Raw genomic sequence first — 18,552 nt, 5'->3', positions numbered from 1 at the left:
AGGTAATACTCTACATATGTGCAACGTTCTTATTCCATACACCAAAAAGAAGCCACCTCCCTGGCCTTCCCCAGTTCAGTGACTCCTTTTTCACAACCCTATCCTAACCCCTACATTCAACTACTCCTTAACAGCTCCAACCACAATCCCCGTTACAAAGTACCGTTGCAGGAACGGATACACAAGCAGGATCGGAAGCGCGCTGATAAAGATCTGCGAAGCCCGAATCGTCCGTTGGGACAGGTTCTTCACCGCTTCCGGATCAAGCTTCGACATATCGGCCTGCACGATGATCGTCTGCATGAATGTCGCGAGTGGAAGTTTTTCCGCATCACGGATGTAGATAATCCCGTCAAAATATGCGTTCCAATGCCCAACCATCATGAAGAGTGAAACCGTTGCAATAACGGGTACGGAGACGGGCAGATAGATCTTGATAAACGTCTGCAAGTGCCCTGCGCCATCGATAAATGCAGCTTCCTCCAGATCCTTCGGAACGGTACGGAAGAAATTGAGCAACAGAATGATGTTGAACACCGCGACCAATCCTGGCAAAATCAATGCCAACAATGTGTTCATCAGACCCAACTTCAGAATCAGGATATACCCCGGAATGAGGCCACCGCTGAACAGCATGGTGATGACAAAATACCACAGATAGATGTTACGTGCACGGAACACCCGCGTCTCTTTGGAAAGCGCATAGGCTGCAAGCGTATTAACAATTAACGCAAGTCCAGTACCGAGTACCGTCCGCTCCACAGATACCCATAAGGAGGAGAGGAAGTTGGTATTGGCAAATGTCTTCGCATACGCCTCCAGTGTAAATCCAATCGGCCAGAACGTTACGAGACCAGCATTTGCAGGCGCAGATGCGCTAAGTGATACCATGAGCAAGTGATACAAAGGCAGCAAGCAGAGCAGTGAAAGGATGGTCAGGAACACATTGTTGAATATGCTGAATATGCGGTAAGGCATCGTTTTATGATACATTCGTTTGTCCTCCTTTCTAGAAAATTCGGTATCCGGCGAATCGGTAAGCCAGTCGGTACGAGATCACAATCAGGATCAGGCTGATGACCGATTTGAACAGATTCACAGCGGTAGCGAAACTGAACTGCCCACTTAACAGACCTTCTCTATACACAAACGTATCGATAATATCTCCTTGTTGGTAAATCAACGGACTATATAAGTTAAAGATCTGGTCAAAGTTGGCGTTAAGCACGTTACCCAGTGCCAGTGTTGCGATTACGATCCCAATGGGAATCAGTGCCGGGATGGTAATATACATCGTTTGCTTCCAGCGTCCTGCTCCATCCACTTCAGCTGCTTCATAGAGTGCAGGGTTAATGCCGGACAGTGCCGCGAGGAAGATGATTGTGTTGAATCCAAACTCTTTCCAGACATCACTCGCTATAATCGTGAACCGGAACCAGCTTCCATCCCCCAGGAAGAAGATCGGCTTGATACCAAATACGGAAACCAGGAACTGATTGACAATACCCGTCTGGGCCAGAATGTCGATCAGAATGCCTGATAGCGTAACCCAGGACAGAAAGTGAGGAAGATACACGAGCGTTTGAATCGTTCTTTTCAGCGCCATCTTCCGTACCTCGTTAAGCAATAAGGCAAAGATAAACGGAATGATCAGATTCATGACGATCTTCGTACAGGCAAAAAATAGCGTGTTCCACGTAATTTGCAGGAAATAATCATTTTCCCACATATACCTGAAGTGCTTCAGTCCTACCCATTCGGAATTGAAAAATCCCAGTGCAGGTTTATAATCCTGAAATGCCATTAAAATCCCGGACATCGGAATGTATGAAAATATAAAGACCATAATAGCCGCCGGCAACACCATGAAGTGCAGAATCCATGGCTGTTTGTAGCGTTTTTTTCTCTTTTTATCCAGCTTGTTCCCAACGTTTGCCTGCGGGATCCGCTTACCCTCCAATTTAGCCTCCATAGCGCTTCTCCTGTTCCCAAAAAAAGTTTTTGTGTGTGATCGGGTTCTCTGATATAAATAGTATCAAGCCGTTCTGAGGTCTGACTATATAACATTGTTAGGCTTGATAGTGTTTTGTTAGGGTATCATCGGAAGAGGTTGTTTACACACGAATTAGAAGGAGACTTTTCATGCATATATGGAAGCGCTTAATGCCTTTTCAAGGTACTACCAGATCCCGATTCAGTCTTTTTGCCAAAATAAACTTGTTAATTGTGGTCTTGTTCATCCCCATTCTGATCATGTACACCTACTCGAATAACGTCACCTATGATGTCGTCAGCAAAGAACTGCAGATCTCCAACACCAAACAGCTCACGTTTCTGTCCAGTCAGATCGACTCCCGCATCAATCAGATGATGGATTTCAGCCTGATTCTCTCCCGAGATCCCAATGTCAGAGCTTTCAACGGCCTTAACATGTGGGATGATCGATATGACCGGATGCAGACCCGTTATGTGATACAAGAGAAGATGACGCTGCAAACCGGCGTTACGGATATATGGCCCACCCGATATGCGGTGTATTCACAGCAGAATAAGGATGTCATAGCCAACTACAACCAAACGACAGGATATGATGAGGGGTATTTGAAAAAAAATATGAGTGGACGATGGACCTATGGGGATCAGGGAGCCGCATCACAGGACGAACTAAATTCCTTCTATTGGTTTTATACCGATTCCTTGGCACAGCCGGGGATGCTCACGGGAAGTAATCTCGTGATTGAAGCCAGCTTCAGTTATGAGAATATTCAAAATATGCTGGATACGTATAAAGCGGGCGGACAAGGCGATCCTTTCTTGTATCACAAAGGAAATTCACCCATTCTCAATCGCAGCGCGGACAAGCAATTATCCGCAGAACTCATTCAGTATCTGGATACACACTCTCCAGAAGATACCACCCAAGATGTCGTGAAGCTGAACGGGAAGAAATATCTGGTTAGCTCTGTGAAGTCCACTTATCTGGATTGGCACCTGGTGGACGTGATCCCGTTGTATCAGATTTTGAAACCCATCTCGCTGAGTCAGAATCTGTTCTACACCTGTATGATATTGCTGCTGGTGGTGGGTATCTCTGCGTCAATCCTGCTGTACCGGAATGTGCAATATCCGATCAAACAGCTGATCAAAGGCTTACGCCGCGTTGAGCAAGGGGATTATTCTGTGCGACTGCATAGCAAAAACCAGAATGAGTTCTCATTCCTGTTCCGCCGATTCAACGATATGTCCCATCAGATTCAGGATCTGATCGAGAATGTATTCCATGAGAAAATTAGAGCCAGGGAAGCTACGCTGAAGCAATTACAAGCGCAGATCAATCCGCATTTCCTATATAATTGTCTAGGTTATATCATCAACATGGCCCAGATGAAGGACGAGCAAGCCGTGGTCTCCATGGCGCATAACCTTAGTGCCTATTATCGCTACACCACCCGTATGGAACGGGAGACGTCGTCGCTACAAGAAGAGATCAAGCTGCTGATCAACTATCTGGATATCCAGAAGCTGCGCAATGGTCGCATTGAGTATCACATCGATATCCCTGAGGATATGCTTGCCCAGTCGGTACCACGATTAATGCTTCAACCGATGGTCGAGAATTCAGTCATACACGGCGTGGCGAAGTCCTATTCATCCGGGGAAATTCGAATTACCGGAGAGCGATTGAATGGTTGTGGCCGAATATACATCGACGACGATGGTCCTGGCCTCAGCCCAGAACAGTACGAAGCGCTGAACTTGAAGATGCAAGAACCTTTACAAGAAGAAATGGGCTGCGGCCTTTGGAATACGCACCAACGAATCACGCACCTGTTCGGCAGTCATTCCTACCTCCTATTCGGCCCATCCCCACTAGGCGGATTCCGAACCGAAATCATCTGGGAGATACCAAAAGAGGATACGGATTCCGATAAAGGTAATACCGATACGAATTAATTTCGATACGAACGATAAGTTGATATTTGATTTTGAACGAACCATTTACACGAACATTTATATAAGGCCTTGTTTAAAATAAATGATTAGAATTTACGTGAACTCAAGCGAAGGATTGAAGGGATTCTGTAGAAACGAAGTGTTCGCCTTTCAAGCACCATTTTAACCTTATAATCATCTAATTCAGAAAATGGGGCTTGAACAGCGATCGAAAGAACCCTTCAAATCCGTAGCGATTTTGTTCACTTCACGTATCCTTTGATTTTGATTATTGGCCTTATATACCAACCACCAAGGGAGACATTAAAATGCACATGATGATCGTAGACGACGAAGCACACTGGGTCGATAACCTGTCCATGACCAAGCCCTGGCATACGCTGGGGATTGAACATGTGCATAAAGCATACTCGGCACACGAAGCACTACAAATGATCGACACCCATCCCATCGATATCGTGATCTCGGACATCCAGATGCCCGAAATGACAGGTATTGAACTAATTGAACGCATCCGCATCCGGGACAAAAAAATAAAATGTATTCTGTTATCCGGGTATTCCGAATTTGATTACGCCAAAAAAGCCATCCAGTTCGAAGCCGTAGACTATCTGCTCAAGCCCCCGACTGACGATGAATTAATGGGGGCTGTTCAGAAGGCCATCGATCAATTGAACAACGAATGGGAACTTGTCAGTTCACTGACACGAACGCAGTTTACGTTGCGGGAGAATCTCCCCCATTTGCGGGGACGACTGCTCCTGGGAGCTTTACAGGGACAACGAATCGCTGCTGCCGAATGGGATCGGAAACTCGCTAATTACAATCTTCCCTTTCATACCGGGGATGCCGCGTTGATGTTAGTTCGTTTAGAAGAAGAATTCGGACACTATGACAGCAACGATCAGACCCTGATCGAATATGCCATCATCAATATGGCGGAAGAGATTATGGGTGAGTTTATGGAAGTGTGGGGCGTGAAGGAGGAGCACGGATATCTGGTGTTTTTACTTCAGTTGAAAGAACGGAAAGGCGATATTGGGAAAGAAACCATTCTGGAGAAGCTGTCCATTCAGCTTCAATCCAAAGTAAAACAATTTCTGAAAGGCTCCCTCTCCATCGTTATCACCGAGTGGTTCACCTTTCCGGATCAGCTCTACGATCGCTTCCGTCAGGCTTCCGCCTATTTCCGACAGATTGTTGGAGACGAACGCGAATTCGTCATGCGTGTCAGCGATGTTGAGACACCTGCGGCACAAGGTCCCTTGGATGTGCTGTACACCCCGCCAACGTTTATTAGTCTGCTAGAGAGCGGACAGTGGGATGCCGCGGAAGAGAAAATCCTCGCGGTCTGCGCTGAGCTGGATGAAAAATGGTCGGAATCCTGGGAGCATTGCATGGAGGCAGGTTTTCTTATTACGGCTTCATTCACCAATATCGCCCACCGGAACAAGCTGACTCTGACCACTCTGATGGGAAATGATGTCGAGGATTTGCAAAGTGGGGAAGTTTTCGCTACCATCAGCAAACTTCGGAAATGGTCGCTCAGTGTGCTTGGCAAACTCAAGGAAGGCACGTCCAACGAGATCAAGGACATCCGTTCCGAGTATGTGAAGAAGATTCAGGATTTTACAGATAAAAACCTGCATCTGGATGTGTCTTTGCGTGTGCTCGCTGACCATGTCAATCTGCATCCGACCCATTTGTCCAAGATCTATAAGATTGAAACCGGCGAAGGCATCAGTGATTATATCTCGCGCCTGCGTATGGATCGGGCCTGCCACAAGCTGGTCACGACCACCAAAAAAGTGTACGAAATCAGCATGGAGATTGGTTATATGGACCCGGCTTATTTTATCAAAGTATTCAAGCGTCAATTCGGCGTTACGCCGCAGGAGTATCGCGACCAGCATAAATAACATAATAGAGTCCTATCGAAACTAACAAACTCATATAGATGCCCTCCCGCCCAAATTGGTACAGTTACATTGTAAAGATCATACACCGTAGGGGGATTGAACAATGATCAAATTCAAAACATGGTGGTCACTGCTCATGGTTATCGCGCTCATCACGATCACTGCGTGCGGCAGTGGCGAGACAGCCAGTGACAATGGTAGCGATAATACGCCGGGAACAGTCGGCTCAGCGGAAGCAGAAGCTGCTTTTGCCAAAGGAAAATATGACCCACCCATCGAGTTCAGTTCGGTATTAATGCCGAAGAAATACGTGCAAGGAGATACCAAAGAAAATAACGTGCACGATCGCTGGATGCTCGAAACGCTGGGTATGAAGCACAAAGATACTTGGTATCCGGCCAATGACGATCAATACAGACAAAAGCTGCAACTGGCTATCGCCTCTGGCGAGAAACTGCCTGATTTCGTTACCGTACCCACCAATGCGGTACTGACTAATCAGCTGATCGACTCCGGTCAATTCATCGCTATCGATGAGTTGTTCGACAAGTACGCGAGTCAGACCCTGAAAGATCACGCAGCAGCACATCCTGAACTGTGGTATCCGTTCACCAAAGACGGCAAGAAATACAACATGCCGATCATGGAGTACACCGATAACGACGATACACTGCTCTGGCTCCGCGAGGACTGGATGGAGAAGCTGAACCTGGAAGCTCCGAAAACCATCGCAGACCTTGAGAACATCATGGACAAATTCAAAAACGAGAACCCGGACGGCCTGTCTCCAGACAAAGTATTCCCTCTGGCGATCTCACTGAAAAATAACACCAACACCTGGATGGGTCAGCTCGACTGGTTGTTCGGTGCATACGGCACAATCGAGGAGCAATGGAACAAAGACGCGAACGGCAACCTCGAGTACGGCTCCGTTAACCCGGGTGCCAAACAAGCGCTTGCCAAGCTGGCTGAATGGATGGATAAAGGTTATATCCACGCTGACTCCGCTCTGTGGGACGAAGGCAAATCCGCTGAAAGCTGGACAGCTGGCAAAGCGGGCATTCTGCCTGGCGCAAACTGGGTACCGGACTGGCCTGCACCTGACCTGCTGAAGAACGTACCTGGCTCTAAGTATAAAGCTTACCCTGTTCCAGCTGGCCCAGACGGCAAGATCGGTACGAAGTGGCAGAACTCTGGTGTCAACGCAAGTATCATGATCAACAAGGATGCGAAGCATCCAGAAGCCATCTTCCTGTACTACAACTACTTGCTCGATAACCTTGCGAACCCGGCTGCGGGCAGTGAGTATGAATACGGCTTCGCCAAAGGGTACGACTGGGATATCATTGACGGACAACCGACCAGTGACAAAGAGAAGATTAAAGACTTCTCCAACGAATTCCCGTTCCTGACCGGCCCAGCACGTATCCCGGATCTGTACATGAAAACACTCGTGAAGCTGGCCAACGGCGAGAAGCCTGAAACACCTTACGAGAAACAAATGGCCGAATTCCGTAAACCGGAAAACTGGTATGCTGGTAAAGTCGTTATGTCCCAGATCGACGTCCGTAAACAAAACTACTTTACTGGCGCAGCCACACCAACCATGGTGTCCAAATGGAACCTGCTCCGCCAGTCCGAGATGGAAACCTTCAACAAAATCATCTACGGCAATCTGCCAATTGATGCCTTTGACCAATTCGTCGCCAACTGGAAATCCAATGGCGGAGATCAGATCACGCAAGAAGTGAATGATTGGTTTAAGTCGGTAAGCGCGAAGTAAGAATTGGATTTTGGAAAAGTAAAGCATTAAAACCCGAGCCGAAGCGAGTTATTCACGCTTCGGCTCGGGTTTTTAAGTTAAAGATCTAGGCAGCTTCCCCTGACTTATGGGTTCGCCTTAGTGGATCAAGCCTCAGTATCGGTCTCCTCTGGCATCGACTGACCCAGCAAGGATACTGTGAGCTGAATGCCATCTCGTAGTCCCTGCATATACAACCTCTCATTTTCTATGCCTTTGCTGACAATATAACGATTCTCCCACTCGGTATATTCAGGTGTTTGCTCGACATCTTTACCTGCGAACAAAACTTCAAATGCTTCGTCTGTTCCCCCACGTATACGACTCAATTCAAGGTCATGTTCGATTCGGGCAGATACTTCATCTAGCCTCGCCTGAATCGCTTGTTGCAACCACGGTGGAAGTTTCATATCTTCTCCTCCCCTACACGTTATGTACCTCACTCATCATCGAACAACTCGGCTCTGTCTCGCCTTCATTTCACCCACTCGGGCCACCAGTTCGTCCACCCTTCGGCTCTGTTCTTGCACTTCGGGGTTGTCCCACAACGGAATCGCTTGCTTCAAGGATGCCTCTCCAAGCTGATTAAGCTTGCGCCGTTCCTCTTCCAATAAGTCAAGCAACAGGCTCATACATCCACCTCTCTGATGGGTCTAAACTGCACCATATCTTGTTAATGCTAGACGTGAGCAGTCACTTTTAATGCGATTATCGGTTTATTTTATTTTAATTCGATATCCGCATTAAAACAACCATTATTTCTCATACAATTTGGTTGAAATGAGGTGTGTACATAATGAAGCATAGACAAGAACCACCTGGCGATAAAAACATCATCGGCTCCCGGGTCGTAGCTATTCGTAAAAGTAAAGGTATCAAACAACGGGAATTCCTCGCCAGATTGCAAACATTGGGCTTGGATATCAGTCAGACCAGTCTTTCGCGTCTGGAGGGTCAATATCGTCTTGTTCAAGACTATGAAGTGGTGATGATTGCGAGGGTTTTGGAGGTATCTGTTGGGCATTTGCTTGGGGAAGTTGAGGAGTAAAGAACATTAATTCTTTGAATATTTTCAATATCATAATGTCCCATTGTTTGATTAATGAAAACTCTCTTCTAATTCTTCTTCACTCATTGCTCATAACCTTATATTTTCTACTTCGCTAGTCTACGTTGTCTACGTTTATGCCTTCTTAGTTTATGAACTAATGTTTTCTTTTAAGGTTACAACCAGCACGAGGGTGAAGATTAGATTCTGTCCTCTGAACCGATACACGCCCAGAATGAACCCCAAGATGAGCAACAGAAGTCCCTTTTCATGACACTTGTTGAGTAATATTTTGAGTCCCGTCATAAGGATGCCGGGAAGTAATATCGCGACGCTTACGTAGCATGGTGTGCCTTAAGCACGGGCCAAAATACAGCTTGGCATCTTCCGCGCTAACCCGGAAAGCGAATTCTCGCACATTGATTCAACGCTCAACAACCTGCTCCTATCGCTTGTCGCTTTCCTGCATGACTTTCTGAAGGTATATTTACCGGTGCGAAGTAATCCATGCAGACTTTGCAACTTTTTCGGTAAGGTGTACTTATTATGATACTGAATATGTTTAAAAAATGGTTGTAAGCTAGAAAAGAAGTGGACACATCAATTAAGGAACGAATAATTGATCTACGAAAGATGAGGTGTCCACGGCGCAGGAGAACAGCGGGTACTTTAACAGCATAGATGCTCGGTTATTAGCAAGCAAAAGAAAAACTCAGTTCTTTAACCAAAATTGTACTTCATTATTAGTAGTTATTTCATTCTTTATTAAAGTAGAAAGTATCTGCTCATTTCTAACTTCAAGAATAAACTGTTTATAAACGTTTTCTCTACCACCATTTTCTTCATACCACTTATTTATTCGCTTTTTGTGCTCACTGTCACTTCTAACAATTTTTTCTACTTTTTTGTACTCTTCATAACTGTCGTACTCCCAGATAGCGAATATTTCAGTAGTCGATTCATTACCTGGAACCATCCACCTTCCTACTAGTCTAGCCCCATGCTTAATTTGATTTGGCAAATTAGTTTCTTCAAAATGTGCATTGAAAATATCAACAAATTCATTTCTTACAATGTAAAATTTTCTTCTATAAAACAATATTCCCACATCCCCTTCTAGAGTCTAAAAATCAATCTGCTTTAACTTAAGCAGTAATTATCCCTATGCCGGGACCACGATAACCTTAATCCCAAGTTCTTTAATTTTTTCAATTGCTTCTGGGTCTGCATTCTCATCTGTGATTAAAAGGTCTAGATCTTCAATTCTGCCAGCCTTCGCAAACCCATCGCTGCCAAGAGTACGATGTGTGACAATTCCAATACGGCGTCGAGAAGCGGCAGATACTGCCCGACCGAACGCTCCTACTTCAGGGGAGGCCACAAAAATCCCTTCATCCGAAATCCCGCCTCCTGTGATGAAGCTGATATCAAACTTAAATAGGCGGATAAACTCTGTCGCTAGTACATCTGTAATATTTCCAGATGGTTTTACCCGACCACCGATCAGGTAGGTTTCTATCCACTGTCGTTCCCTTAAAGTATCAGCTACCCGCATGCTGTTCGTGACGATTGTAAGAGGTAGTTGATCAGGTAGATACTGTAATAATACATATGATAAAGATCCGCTACCAATAAAGACAGTATCATTTTCTCGAATATACGATACAGCAAGTTTAGCAATTGCATTGCCTTGTAAGGTCCCTTCTCCATATCGTATTTCTGGTCGAGTTGGAGCTTGTCGAACCTTTATGGATGGAATTGCGCCACCGTGGGTTTTTTTGAGTAATCCGTGATCCTCCATAATGGAGAGATCTCGCCTGATTGAATCAATGGAAACCTGGAACTTTTCCGCCAAGTCTTTGACCATTACACGTTTTTCCTCATTTAATAATGAAAGGATTCTTTCCCGTCGCTCTTCAGCGAACATTCCCGTGTCTTCCTTGATCACGTATCGCACCTCCTGAATATTCATATTCATTCCTGTATTTATTCAATTATATTCATTAATATGCCGTTTTGTAAAGTTTTACACTAATTATAAGCCTCTTTTTTGCCGTTTCTCGCGTTTTTCTTATTACGATTAAATCGAGTTCGGAAAGAACTAAAAACGGCTATTGTATACATATTATTTCTAAATGACTCAATTGTTCTACTAGTATAGATTTAGTGGACTGCATATAACGCAATATAAGAGGCACTAAATCTTGATCAAGTTTAATCTCATTAAATGATTCCATTTCTTTCATATCCCCCTTCAATATGCCGAGGCACAAGTTGCCAAAGGGCATACTAACACAAAGGCAGCAGTCCCACATAAGGAACTGCTGCCTTTACTCCTTTTAAATTAACCCCACTTAATATCAGTGATATATAGGAGTCATCCGCGAGCCTTTGTAGTACTTGAAACATCTATATTCTCGTTTACCTCTCTAAACATACAAATTCCATCCCACAATAAAAGAAGCCAAGATGAAAGCCGAGATGCCAGACATGATGTACATCACCTTTTGTTTTTTGCTGTAACTGTTCTTCCGCAGTTTGTAGATAAGCAAGCAAAGATACGCCACTGCTAGAACCACATATAGTAGGTTAAACATTAAATTGATGCGTATCGAAGAATAAGCAGGATAATTTGGAAACCTCAACTTCGTCTGTATGATGAAAAGATTAAGAAGGAGTGCCACACCTGCAAAGTTAATTGCAAGATGATATTTATCAAAATCGGTCTGAGGATTCACTCGTTTATTTAGTTTGTTAAGAAGCACCCGGATTAAATAGCCGATCAAAGCACATAAACTGAAAATGGCGGCAAGCACAGCAGGAATAAGAGATATCTTAATCAAGTTTACCTTTACATTTGATACAGGCAAGTAATCAATGTAAGGAGTAAAGGAAATTTTATCAACAACCCCATTATGCTCGACAACATGATAAGAACTACTTAATTCAGCTTTTGTGAATTTCCTGATATCAAGGGCCGTAAATAAATTAGTAAATCTAGATGCTGCCCGTCGTGCGGATTGAAAATATCCTCCCCCCTCCGCAGTAACTATATTAGAATTGACGTTATCACCGAAAATTTCTTTAATAAGTCCATAACCATAAACTTCTTCAAAAGACTGATTTGTCATGACCACCACCCCAAATTTAGATTCGGGATCAAAGACAACTTTGCTGGAGAATGCTTTCAAATTCCCTTCGTGCATCAGTGTAGGCACCCAGTATTCCATCTCAACGAACCCATGCGCAAATCGCGGAGTAGAAGTACCTTCATAATATAGACTTGTTGACAACATTTCGTTTAACGTATCCCTGTTCTTAAATAATACATTGCTATCATCTACTGGCATCAACGCTGCAAGGAATTTCCCTAAATCTTCTGCTGTCCCAATCGCTGCCCCGGCAGGATAAAAGGTTACGTATCCTCTGTTCTCAGGGATCAGTTTCAAATCTTTCGTATACCCTTCAATCTCATTCCTTCTTTGTACTAGGTCTGGATGGTCTTGCCCCGTTGGATGAATCGAGGTGTCATTCATATGAAGCGGTTTAAATATATGTTGATTGACATACTCATAAAAAGGTTGGCCACTTTGTAATTCCACGATGTACGCGGCTAAACCAACGCCATAGTTTGAATAACCTACTATATTATTGGGTTTATATATCTGTTTCGGCTCATTTTTACGCAGCGTTTCTCCTAATTCTAACGTTTCATTCTCAGAGTAATATAACACCTCAGCCGCTGTTTGATCTTCCCAACCGGCATTGTGATGCATCAGGTTCATTAGGGTAATTGGATCATCATATTTCAACTTTTTGAAAAATCCCTCTGGCAGATATTCTTGGATATCCGTCTCCAAATCAAGCTTGCCTTGTTCGACAAGCTGCATCACACTCGTATAAACCAACAGTTTAGAGATGGAAGCCCATTCAAAAACCGTAGAGGTATCCGCCTTTCGCTGATTCTCAATATCTGCGTAACCATATGCCTTATTCACAATGGTTTCACCATCTTTGATAGCTACAACCGAAACGGCAGCGGTATACTTCTCATACGATGCAACATAAGCATCAATCGTTTCCTCTAACTTGGATAAAGGAATCCTAGATGGTGTAGTCTCAACCTGTTTCTCTTCAGCGTGGGCAGATACCGCTATTGCCATAATGATAAATATGAATGACAAAACACAAGCGATTAATTTGTTTACAGTGTGATATCCACGATTCATCTGCATTAGCTTCTCTCCTTTTATTTTAAATGTTAATTACATACTCTTTTTTCACGTATGCGTTTTCAAAAGAGTCCACATGAATCTAAATCATTCAACTTTCTCGTTTACTATATTCACAACCCAGCGTTTGCTAGGTGTCAGGCGACTGCCCGCAGCGTGAATATTATGTTAGGCGCTGTCCTGCTCTTCTTCAGTCTTCTATCATCAATTCTTAGCTATAAATGTATAAGTCAATATCAATTTCCGCCCCTAAATCATAAATGAACTTTATGGTATCTTTGTTTAAATACATTGCTGGCTTTTCATTATTCTCTATATTAATTACGACTTCAAACTTACATTCGAGATTGTACTGCCTAATTAATTTTACAACTTGATCTTTTCGATCCTGAATTAGAATTTTAACCTTATCGATCTGATCATTGATATCCAAAGATTCTTCGTACTCTGTAGCTAGCTCCCAACACGTTTCCTTACGAAATAGATCTCTCTGTATAGGATCACCTTTGAGCCAAGCTCTTGTGGGAGGAATTAACAATGTATTTGTAATTATATTGAGGTCAAATTGATCTCCAAATAAACTGAATTCTACTTTTACATTCGTTCTTTCCATCTTGGAATCTCCTCAATTTATATGTCTAGCAGGTTTTCACCTAACGATTCTGTATTCACTACCCAGCTTATGCTGGGTGGCCGGCAACTGTCGGACCAAGGGCGTATGACCGATGCATGAATATAATGTTAACTAAAGTACTTAGCCTCCTTGAATACCCTTAAATAGGATCACTTCTGTATTTATTTATGTACTCTTCTAATGTCTTTCTCGCCTCTTCATATGTTCTAATTACTTCATCTAATTCGTTCTTCAGTTCTCTATGTTCTTCCCAATATTTTTTCCCTACCTTGAGCACCGAACAAAATAAATCCCCCATGTACAAATCTCCTGATCTTAATGGGATCTCCACTAATTTCTCCAAGACTAGAGGTAAAAGAAGATCTAGACTCATTTGTTGCCCGATCAAAAGCCTTAAATCCTCATTATTCAATTCACAGAGAGGTTTCTTTCTTAATTCATTTGCTCGGAGAACTAATCGAGAAGCAAAATTCGGTTTATCCCACTTTTCGTCTTCTAGGTCTTCAAGGGTTTTGGTTACATCCACTTGCTGCATAGCTTCCCCCTCTTAAATAAGTGATTTCCGGCATTTCACATACGTTGTGTATTCACGAACCCTCACTGGCTTAAGCGCGTAAGCGCGGATCAGACGGACTTAGCCAGTACAGAGTTGTCCGCCTGATTCAGCTTCCCCGAAATCCCTCCTGGCGACCGAGGGAAAATGTCCGATGCGTGAATATGGTGTTATGAGATGGTGATGTCTTCTATAGACTACTTTCAAATATTACGCTAGAATATGGTTTTATTACTTGATCCGAAAAATATTCTTTAAAGAATTCATTGGTTGTTCCAGGAAATTTATAATGTTCTAAAGATTCTTCTAGCCTATACACTGTCCTCTTAATTTCATTAATGGGTAACCATTCAATCCCAACCTGTCCAACATCAGCTTGTAGGCTTCTTAATTCATTATTTAGGAATTGAGTACTGCACTCATAAATAAAATCAATAGAATGAACTTCCTTCATTATGAAGGAGTATTCATGATTGCGCGACATGTATTCTCTTACACAAACTAACCTACTACTCAATATTTCAATACCCAGTTCTTCCATACACTCGCGACTTAAAGCCTGTTCCAATGTTTCGTTCTCTTCTTGAGCTCCTCCAGGCAGTACATAATAAATACCTATATTTGCTCTCCTTTTCTTTATTAATAGAAGATTGTCATTCTTGATAATCAATGCTCTTACTGTATTTCGAATCATCTAGAATAATCTCCCTCCATACAATGTCTACATCACTTTCTCATAACGTTACTGTATCCACGACGTCCCACCGACTTAAGCGACCAACGGGAGCGGCCGCGATGCGGTTAGTCGGTGCGGATGTGTCCGCTGAATCTCCCCCTCTGCCAATTGCTTCTCGCGGACCGAGGAGCCACCAGGTCCGAAGCGTGGATATGATGTTAGCAGATGTTAATGCCATCTTAGAATTGCTTCAAAAGTTCTTCTCTTGCTTTGATTAACCACGGATGGACTAATTTCAATTTGTCTCTTTGTTCCCATATGTTATTTAAATAGATTAGTATTCCTTCTGTTAATTTGTGTTCATCCACTTTTGTTCGTATGTCCTTCAAATATTGATGGCCTCCTGGAAGTTCCCATGAGATCTTATCAGAAATAAATAAGACTTTATCCAATAAAGAGGAATGTGGCTTCATAGTTGTATGACACTCTATTGCACTTAACATTTCTTGATCATCAATTTTAAATATTTCAATAGCCATTGCTTTTGATAGCTTTTGATGTACGATTCGGGCATAAGTTCTCTCTTCCGGCAAGATTTCTATTGAAAGCACTTCTGCAACATGTAACATTTCTTTGACTGGAATGACATTACTTATGTCATGAAGAAGTCCTACTTGCTCCGCTTTCAATGGATCTGCATTATATAATTGAGCAACTCGTCTTGCTTCAGCTGCGACTTTCAATGTATGTTCCAATGTTTCTTTATCATTATGTATTGTGAAAAACTTCTGGATATCATACTTTAGATCATTCGTTAATTTAAAGTTTGGCACACACTGTTCAAGTATGGTGTTCATGTTTTTGGGTTCCCCTTTGCATTAATTTCGGCTAACGTTCTTGTGTTCACGAACCCGAGAGGCTTAAGGCGACCAACGGGAGCCGGATCGAAGACTTAGCCTCGCAGGGTTGTCTGGTTTCATCCACTTCCCCGATTACTCCTCTGCCAGACCGAGGGCGTCAGCCCGATGCGTGAAAACAGTGTTAGATGAGGTTACCTTGAGCTACTCACAAAATCCCTCATGCCCTCTCTTAGCATGCTAACCCCTTCTTCTACACTCTTCATATTCTCATCGTCATTCATATTATTCCTTGCATGTAATAATGCCGGTCTTAATGATTCTACTGAATTTCCAAATTGGTACATCCATTCATATCTAGGAACCATCCATAAATGAAAGTGATGTGTTGTATCTTCATTATAAAAATAATAGACCTTATCAATTCCCAATCGTTTTCTTTGTTCACTTCTGAGCTTATGGATTAACGAAATAAATTCTAATCGCTCTTCATCTGTTAATTCATCCATGCAGTAAAAATGCCTCTTTGAAGCTAATATAACTAACCCTTTAATTGGGTAAGCAATATCTTGATGGACATGAAAGTTGCTTGATTCAAAAATTACTCCACCTGTTGAAGAAATCAAACCACTTGTCAATGCGCAGCTTACACATTCAACTTCTACTGATCTTCCATCAGCTAATGTAATTAGTCTTGGCATTATGCACCTCATAGTTTTTGATTTTGATAAGAACTTGCATCGTAATTTCATCTAACGTTATTGTATTCACGACGTCCCACCGACTTAAGCGACCAACGGGAGCGGCCGCGATGCGGTTAGTCGGTGCGGATGTGTCCGGCTGAATCTGCTTCCTCGAAAACTGAAATGCCACTCCGAATCCTCATCTAACTTCGTGCCGGACCAAGGGCGAATGCCAGATGCGTGAATATGTTGTTATAGGATGTCAGCACCTTCTTCGAGATCCTTACAATGTATTTGAATCTAAAGCTTTCAAAATATCCTTCACTAATAATTCTGTTATCATATCACGTGTAGATTCATTAATACTTACTAGCTGTACTTCCTTGTTATATTTGATTTTGTCAATTCCCGGATGACTATCTAGCGGAACTGTCCCTAAAACAATTCGATTATCATAAATGATTTCTTGTACTTTTCTTTGGAAAGATAAGGATAAATTCTGCATGAATCCAATTTCATCAATTACAACAATCTTTTTAAATGTCATGGCCTCTTGTAATACTCTTAAAGCAAATTCTTCGAATTTTTCTATATCGATTCCGTATCTTCCAATTCGAGTTTGACTGGGACTCTCTACATGCGCAATTTCCACACTCTCTCCATCAACGGATACGCATCTGAAACCAATTCGCTCATTAATTGAATTAGTTATTTCCTCAGTGTAAAATCCACCCCAAGTTTCTGATCCAATCTCATTTATAAGTTTTTTTATCAAAGTTGATTTCCCTGCTCTTGGCTTTCCCGTGAGCAAAAATACTCTTTTAGAGCTCTGCTGTTCCCCGTCTATTCTTGACAACAACTTATAGTCAGGTGGATTCAAATTCCACGTCTCATAGGGGACAGAGCGTGGCACACGTAGGGTATCTAAAATGCGAGATTTTAAATGAGGCCGTTTAATGTATTCATCCATTGTAGTTTCATCCAAGTGTAAAAACTTCGCATCTAGTATCTCTTCGGGTTGAATTGTTATTTCACCGCTCACATAGTCCGCATTAAAAACCACAGACAATACGTGAAGTCTTTCATTATAGTAGACGCCGGACACTCCGATGGGGCGGATGACAACTCCGGTTTCTTCAAGGAATTCACGACACACCGCTAGTTCTAATGACTCCCCAGCATCAACAAATCCTCCCGGCAATTCCCAAGTATCAGCTCGTAAATGTGTTCGAACCATCAATACATGCCCCATCTTATTCTGAACAAATGCAGATACAGCAACTAAATGTTTTGACTGTTCTTGCATTGTCAAACACCACCGATCAAGTATTTTGTATTCTGTTCGATATCAAAAAAAGAAGTTTAACATTTAGGGTTTGCGCTGATTTCACATAACATCTAATTTATGTACTTCGTGAATACCACACATCCTGTCCATTAGCTGAACTACGTATATGATAACCCATATTGTTACATTTGCGAAGAAAAATTCCTTAAAAAAAGGGACGGGTAGCATAGTACTCAATCTCCCAAATCCATCCGATCCAACTGGCTTTGAATACGCTGGATATTTTTCGTACTAACATGCGTATATCGCTGAGTTGTACGTGCACTCGTATGACCAAGTAACTCCTGAATGTAGCGCAGGTCTGTCCCGTTTTCCAGCAAATGAGTGGCAAAGGAATGCCTCAGCGCATGAATACTTACCTTTTTCATAATTCCTGCGCGTTGTCTGGCTTCTTCAAAAACCTTCTACACGCTCCGCTCGGTAAGATGTCGATCAGAAGATTGCCCCGGAAAGAGGCAACGATTGAGTCTATATTCAGCTATGTATTTCTGCACCATATCCCAGGCGAGGCTTGAAAGAAGCGTCCTCCGATCCTTTTGCCCCTCCCCTCTCTCACGACGAGTGTTTTCCTTTCAATATCCAGATCGCTGCAACGCAGACGCACAACTTCAACTACACGAAGCCCGGAAGAATAGGTCAGAGACAATACAGCCTTATGTTTAGGGTTGGTTACGGATTTGAGTAATCGAGTAACTTCCTTTTCGGACAATACTTGTGGAAGCTTGGTCTGCTTCTTGGGAAGAATATACTGTTATGGTGATCGTCTCTTCGGTTGTAGTATCATCGTTCATAGGAAACTCTCCTTTGTTCGAGTCTACGTCTTTCTCCGCAATTTTGAAAAATAAAA

At 42.9% G+C, this 18,552-nt stretch carries 21 protein-coding genes and 2 pseudogenes; 4 read left to right on the top strand and 19 right to left on the bottom strand.

What is annotated here, in order from left to right; all coding sequences use genetic code 11:
- Positions 1-120: 120 nt before the first annotated feature.
- The gene (locus NZ043_RS17125; protein ID WP_047842119.1) at positions 121-993 is read right to left on the bottom strand and encodes a carbohydrate ABC transporter permease; all 873 of its coding nucleotides are present in this window, start codon (positions 991-993) and stop codon (positions 121-123) included.
- Between the two features lie 16 nt (positions 994-1,009).
- Positions 1,010-1,867 (bottom strand): ABC transporter permease subunit, encoded by an 858-nt coding sequence (locus tag NZ043_RS17120; protein ID WP_175623691.1) that lies wholly within the window; start codon positions 1,865-1,867, stop codon positions 1,010-1,012.
- Positions 1,868-2,142: 275 nt separating this feature from the next.
- Between NZ043_RS17120 and NZ043_RS17115 the strand changes: the two genes are divergently transcribed.
- The 3 genes from NZ043_RS17115 to NZ043_RS17105 all read left to right on the top strand — a co-directional run bounded on the left by NZ043_RS17115 (position 2,143) and on the right by NZ043_RS17105 (position 7,656).
- Positions 2,143-3,954 carry a histidine kinase gene (locus NZ043_RS17115; protein WP_339308951.1) on the top strand — a complete coding sequence of 604 codons (1,812 nt, stop codon included), beginning with the start codon at positions 2,143-2,145 and terminating at the stop codon, positions 3,952-3,954.
- A 314-nt stretch (positions 3,955-4,268) separates the two neighbouring features.
- Positions 4,269-5,873, top strand: a complete 1,605-nt coding sequence (locus NZ043_RS17110) for a response regulator (protein ID WP_339308950.1) — start codon at positions 4,269-4,271, stop codon at positions 5,871-5,873.
- A gap of 103 nt (positions 5,874-5,976) precedes the next feature.
- Positions 5,977-7,656: an ABC transporter substrate-binding protein gene (locus NZ043_RS17105; protein ID WP_091033277.1), complete on the top strand. Its 1,680-nt coding sequence runs from the start codon at positions 5,977-5,979 to the stop codon at positions 7,654-7,656.
- Between the two features lie 125 nt (positions 7,657-7,781).
- On the opposite strand, the gene NZ043_RS17100 is transcribed toward NZ043_RS17105, so the two are convergent.
- On the bottom strand, positions 7,782-8,084 hold the full coding sequence (locus NZ043_RS17100; RefSeq protein WP_091033280.1) for a hypothetical protein: 303 nt from the start codon (positions 8,082-8,084) through the stop codon (positions 7,782-7,784).
- 36 nt (positions 8,085-8,120) lie between these two features.
- A complete protein-coding gene (locus NZ043_RS17095; protein WP_091033284.1) occupies positions 8,121-8,306 on the bottom strand; it encodes a hypothetical protein in 186 nt (61 codons plus the stop codon).
- A gap of 164 nt (positions 8,307-8,470) precedes the next feature.
- Between NZ043_RS17095 and NZ043_RS17090 the strand changes: the two genes are divergently transcribed.
- Positions 8,471-8,722, top strand: a complete 252-nt coding sequence (locus NZ043_RS17090) for a helix-turn-helix transcriptional regulator (protein ID WP_091033286.1) — start codon at positions 8,471-8,473, stop codon at positions 8,720-8,722.
- A gap of 712 nt (positions 8,723-9,434) precedes the next feature.
- Here the strand turns inward: NZ043_RS17090 and NZ043_RS17085 are convergent.
- The 15 genes and pseudogenes from NZ043_RS17085 to NZ043_RS17015 all read right to left on the bottom strand — a co-directional run bounded on the left by NZ043_RS17085 (position 9,435) and on the right by NZ043_RS17015 (position 18,496).
- Positions 9,435-9,821: an NIPSNAP family protein gene (locus tag NZ043_RS17085; RefSeq protein ID WP_091033289.1), complete on the bottom strand. Its 387-nt coding sequence runs from the start codon at positions 9,819-9,821 to the stop codon at positions 9,435-9,437.
- A 63-nt stretch (positions 9,822-9,884) separates the two neighbouring features.
- Positions 9,885-10,649 carry a DeoR/GlpR family DNA-binding transcription regulator gene (locus NZ043_RS17080; RefSeq protein ID WP_133385904.1) on the bottom strand — a complete coding sequence of 255 codons (765 nt, stop codon included), beginning with the start codon at positions 10,647-10,649 and terminating at the stop codon, positions 9,885-9,887.
- Positions 10,650-11,151: 502 nt separating this feature from the next.
- On the bottom strand, positions 11,152-12,957 hold the full coding sequence (locus tag NZ043_RS17075) for a serine hydrolase (RefSeq protein WP_133383991.1): 1,806 nt from the start codon (positions 12,955-12,957) through the stop codon (positions 11,152-11,154).
- Between the two features lie 208 nt (positions 12,958-13,165).
- Positions 13,166-13,567 (bottom strand): DUF4279 domain-containing protein, encoded by a 402-nt coding sequence (locus tag NZ043_RS17070; RefSeq protein WP_091033295.1) that lies wholly within the window; start codon positions 13,565-13,567, stop codon positions 13,166-13,168.
- Between the two features lie 160 nt (positions 13,568-13,727).
- Positions 13,728-14,123 carry a contact-dependent growth inhibition system immunity protein gene (locus tag NZ043_RS17065; RefSeq protein WP_091033298.1) on the bottom strand — a complete coding sequence of 132 codons (396 nt, stop codon included), beginning with the start codon at positions 14,121-14,123 and terminating at the stop codon, positions 13,728-13,730.
- A gap of 208 nt (positions 14,124-14,331) precedes the next feature.
- A complete protein-coding gene (locus NZ043_RS17060) occupies positions 14,332-14,835 on the bottom strand; it encodes an NUDIX domain-containing protein (protein ID WP_091033301.1) in 504 nt (167 codons plus the stop codon).
- Between the two features lie 40 nt (positions 14,836-14,875).
- Positions 14,876-15,055, bottom strand: a complete 180-nt coding sequence (locus tag NZ043_RS17055) for a hypothetical protein (RefSeq protein WP_133383990.1) — start codon at positions 15,053-15,055, stop codon at positions 14,876-14,878.
- 1 nt (position 15,056) lies between these two features.
- On the bottom strand, positions 15,057-15,674 hold the full coding sequence (gene yqeK / locus NZ043_RS17050) for a bis(5'-nucleosyl)-tetraphosphatase (symmetrical) YqeK (RefSeq protein WP_091033303.1): 618 nt from the start codon (positions 15,672-15,674) through the stop codon (positions 15,057-15,059).
- Between the two features lie 194 nt (positions 15,675-15,868).
- Positions 15,869-16,375, bottom strand: a complete 507-nt coding sequence (locus NZ043_RS17045; RefSeq protein WP_091033306.1) for a diadenosine tetraphosphate hydrolase — start codon at positions 16,373-16,375, stop codon at positions 15,869-15,871.
- Positions 16,350-16,547 (bottom strand): hypothetical protein, encoded by a 198-nt coding sequence (locus NZ043_RS17040; protein WP_091033309.1) that lies wholly within the window; start codon positions 16,545-16,547, stop codon positions 16,350-16,352. Before NZ043_RS17040 ends, NZ043_RS17045 begins: the two co-directional genes overlap by 26 nt.
- 93 nt (positions 16,548-16,640) lie before the next feature.
- A pseudogene (locus tag NZ043_RS17035) lies at positions 16,641-17,159 on the bottom strand (nucleoside-triphosphatase); the annotation flags it as partial.
- A 42-nt stretch (positions 17,160-17,201) separates the two neighbouring features.
- Positions 17,202-17,663 (bottom strand): annotated as a pseudogene (locus NZ043_RS17030) (NUDIX hydrolase); the annotation flags it as partial.
- A 215-nt stretch (positions 17,664-17,878) separates the two neighbouring features.
- Complete coding sequence (locus tag NZ043_RS17025; protein ID WP_091033314.1) at positions 17,879-18,073, bottom strand: tyrosine-type recombinase/integrase; 195 nt, start codon at positions 18,071-18,073, stop codon at positions 17,879-17,881.
- A 110-nt stretch (positions 18,074-18,183) separates the two neighbouring features.
- On the bottom strand, positions 18,184-18,414 hold the full coding sequence (locus tag NZ043_RS17020) for a tyrosine-type recombinase/integrase (protein WP_240767951.1): 231 nt from the start codon (positions 18,412-18,414) through the stop codon (positions 18,184-18,186).
- Entirely contained in the window at positions 18,365-18,496 is a 132-nt protein-coding gene (locus NZ043_RS17015; protein ID WP_256332359.1) for a hypothetical protein, read from the bottom strand. The genes NZ043_RS17020 and NZ043_RS17015 overlap by 50 nt, the downstream gene beginning before the upstream one ends.
- Positions 18,497-18,552 lie beyond the last annotated feature (56 nt).

This window comes from Paenibacillus sp. FSL k6-2145, from assembly GCF_037976585.1.
In the GTDB taxonomy this organism is placed as follows: domain Bacteria; phylum Bacillota; class Bacilli; order Paenibacillales; family Paenibacillaceae; genus Paenibacillus.
The sequence above is the reverse complement of the archived record's forward strand: the minus strand, read 5'-3'. Positions and strand labels throughout refer to the sequence as shown.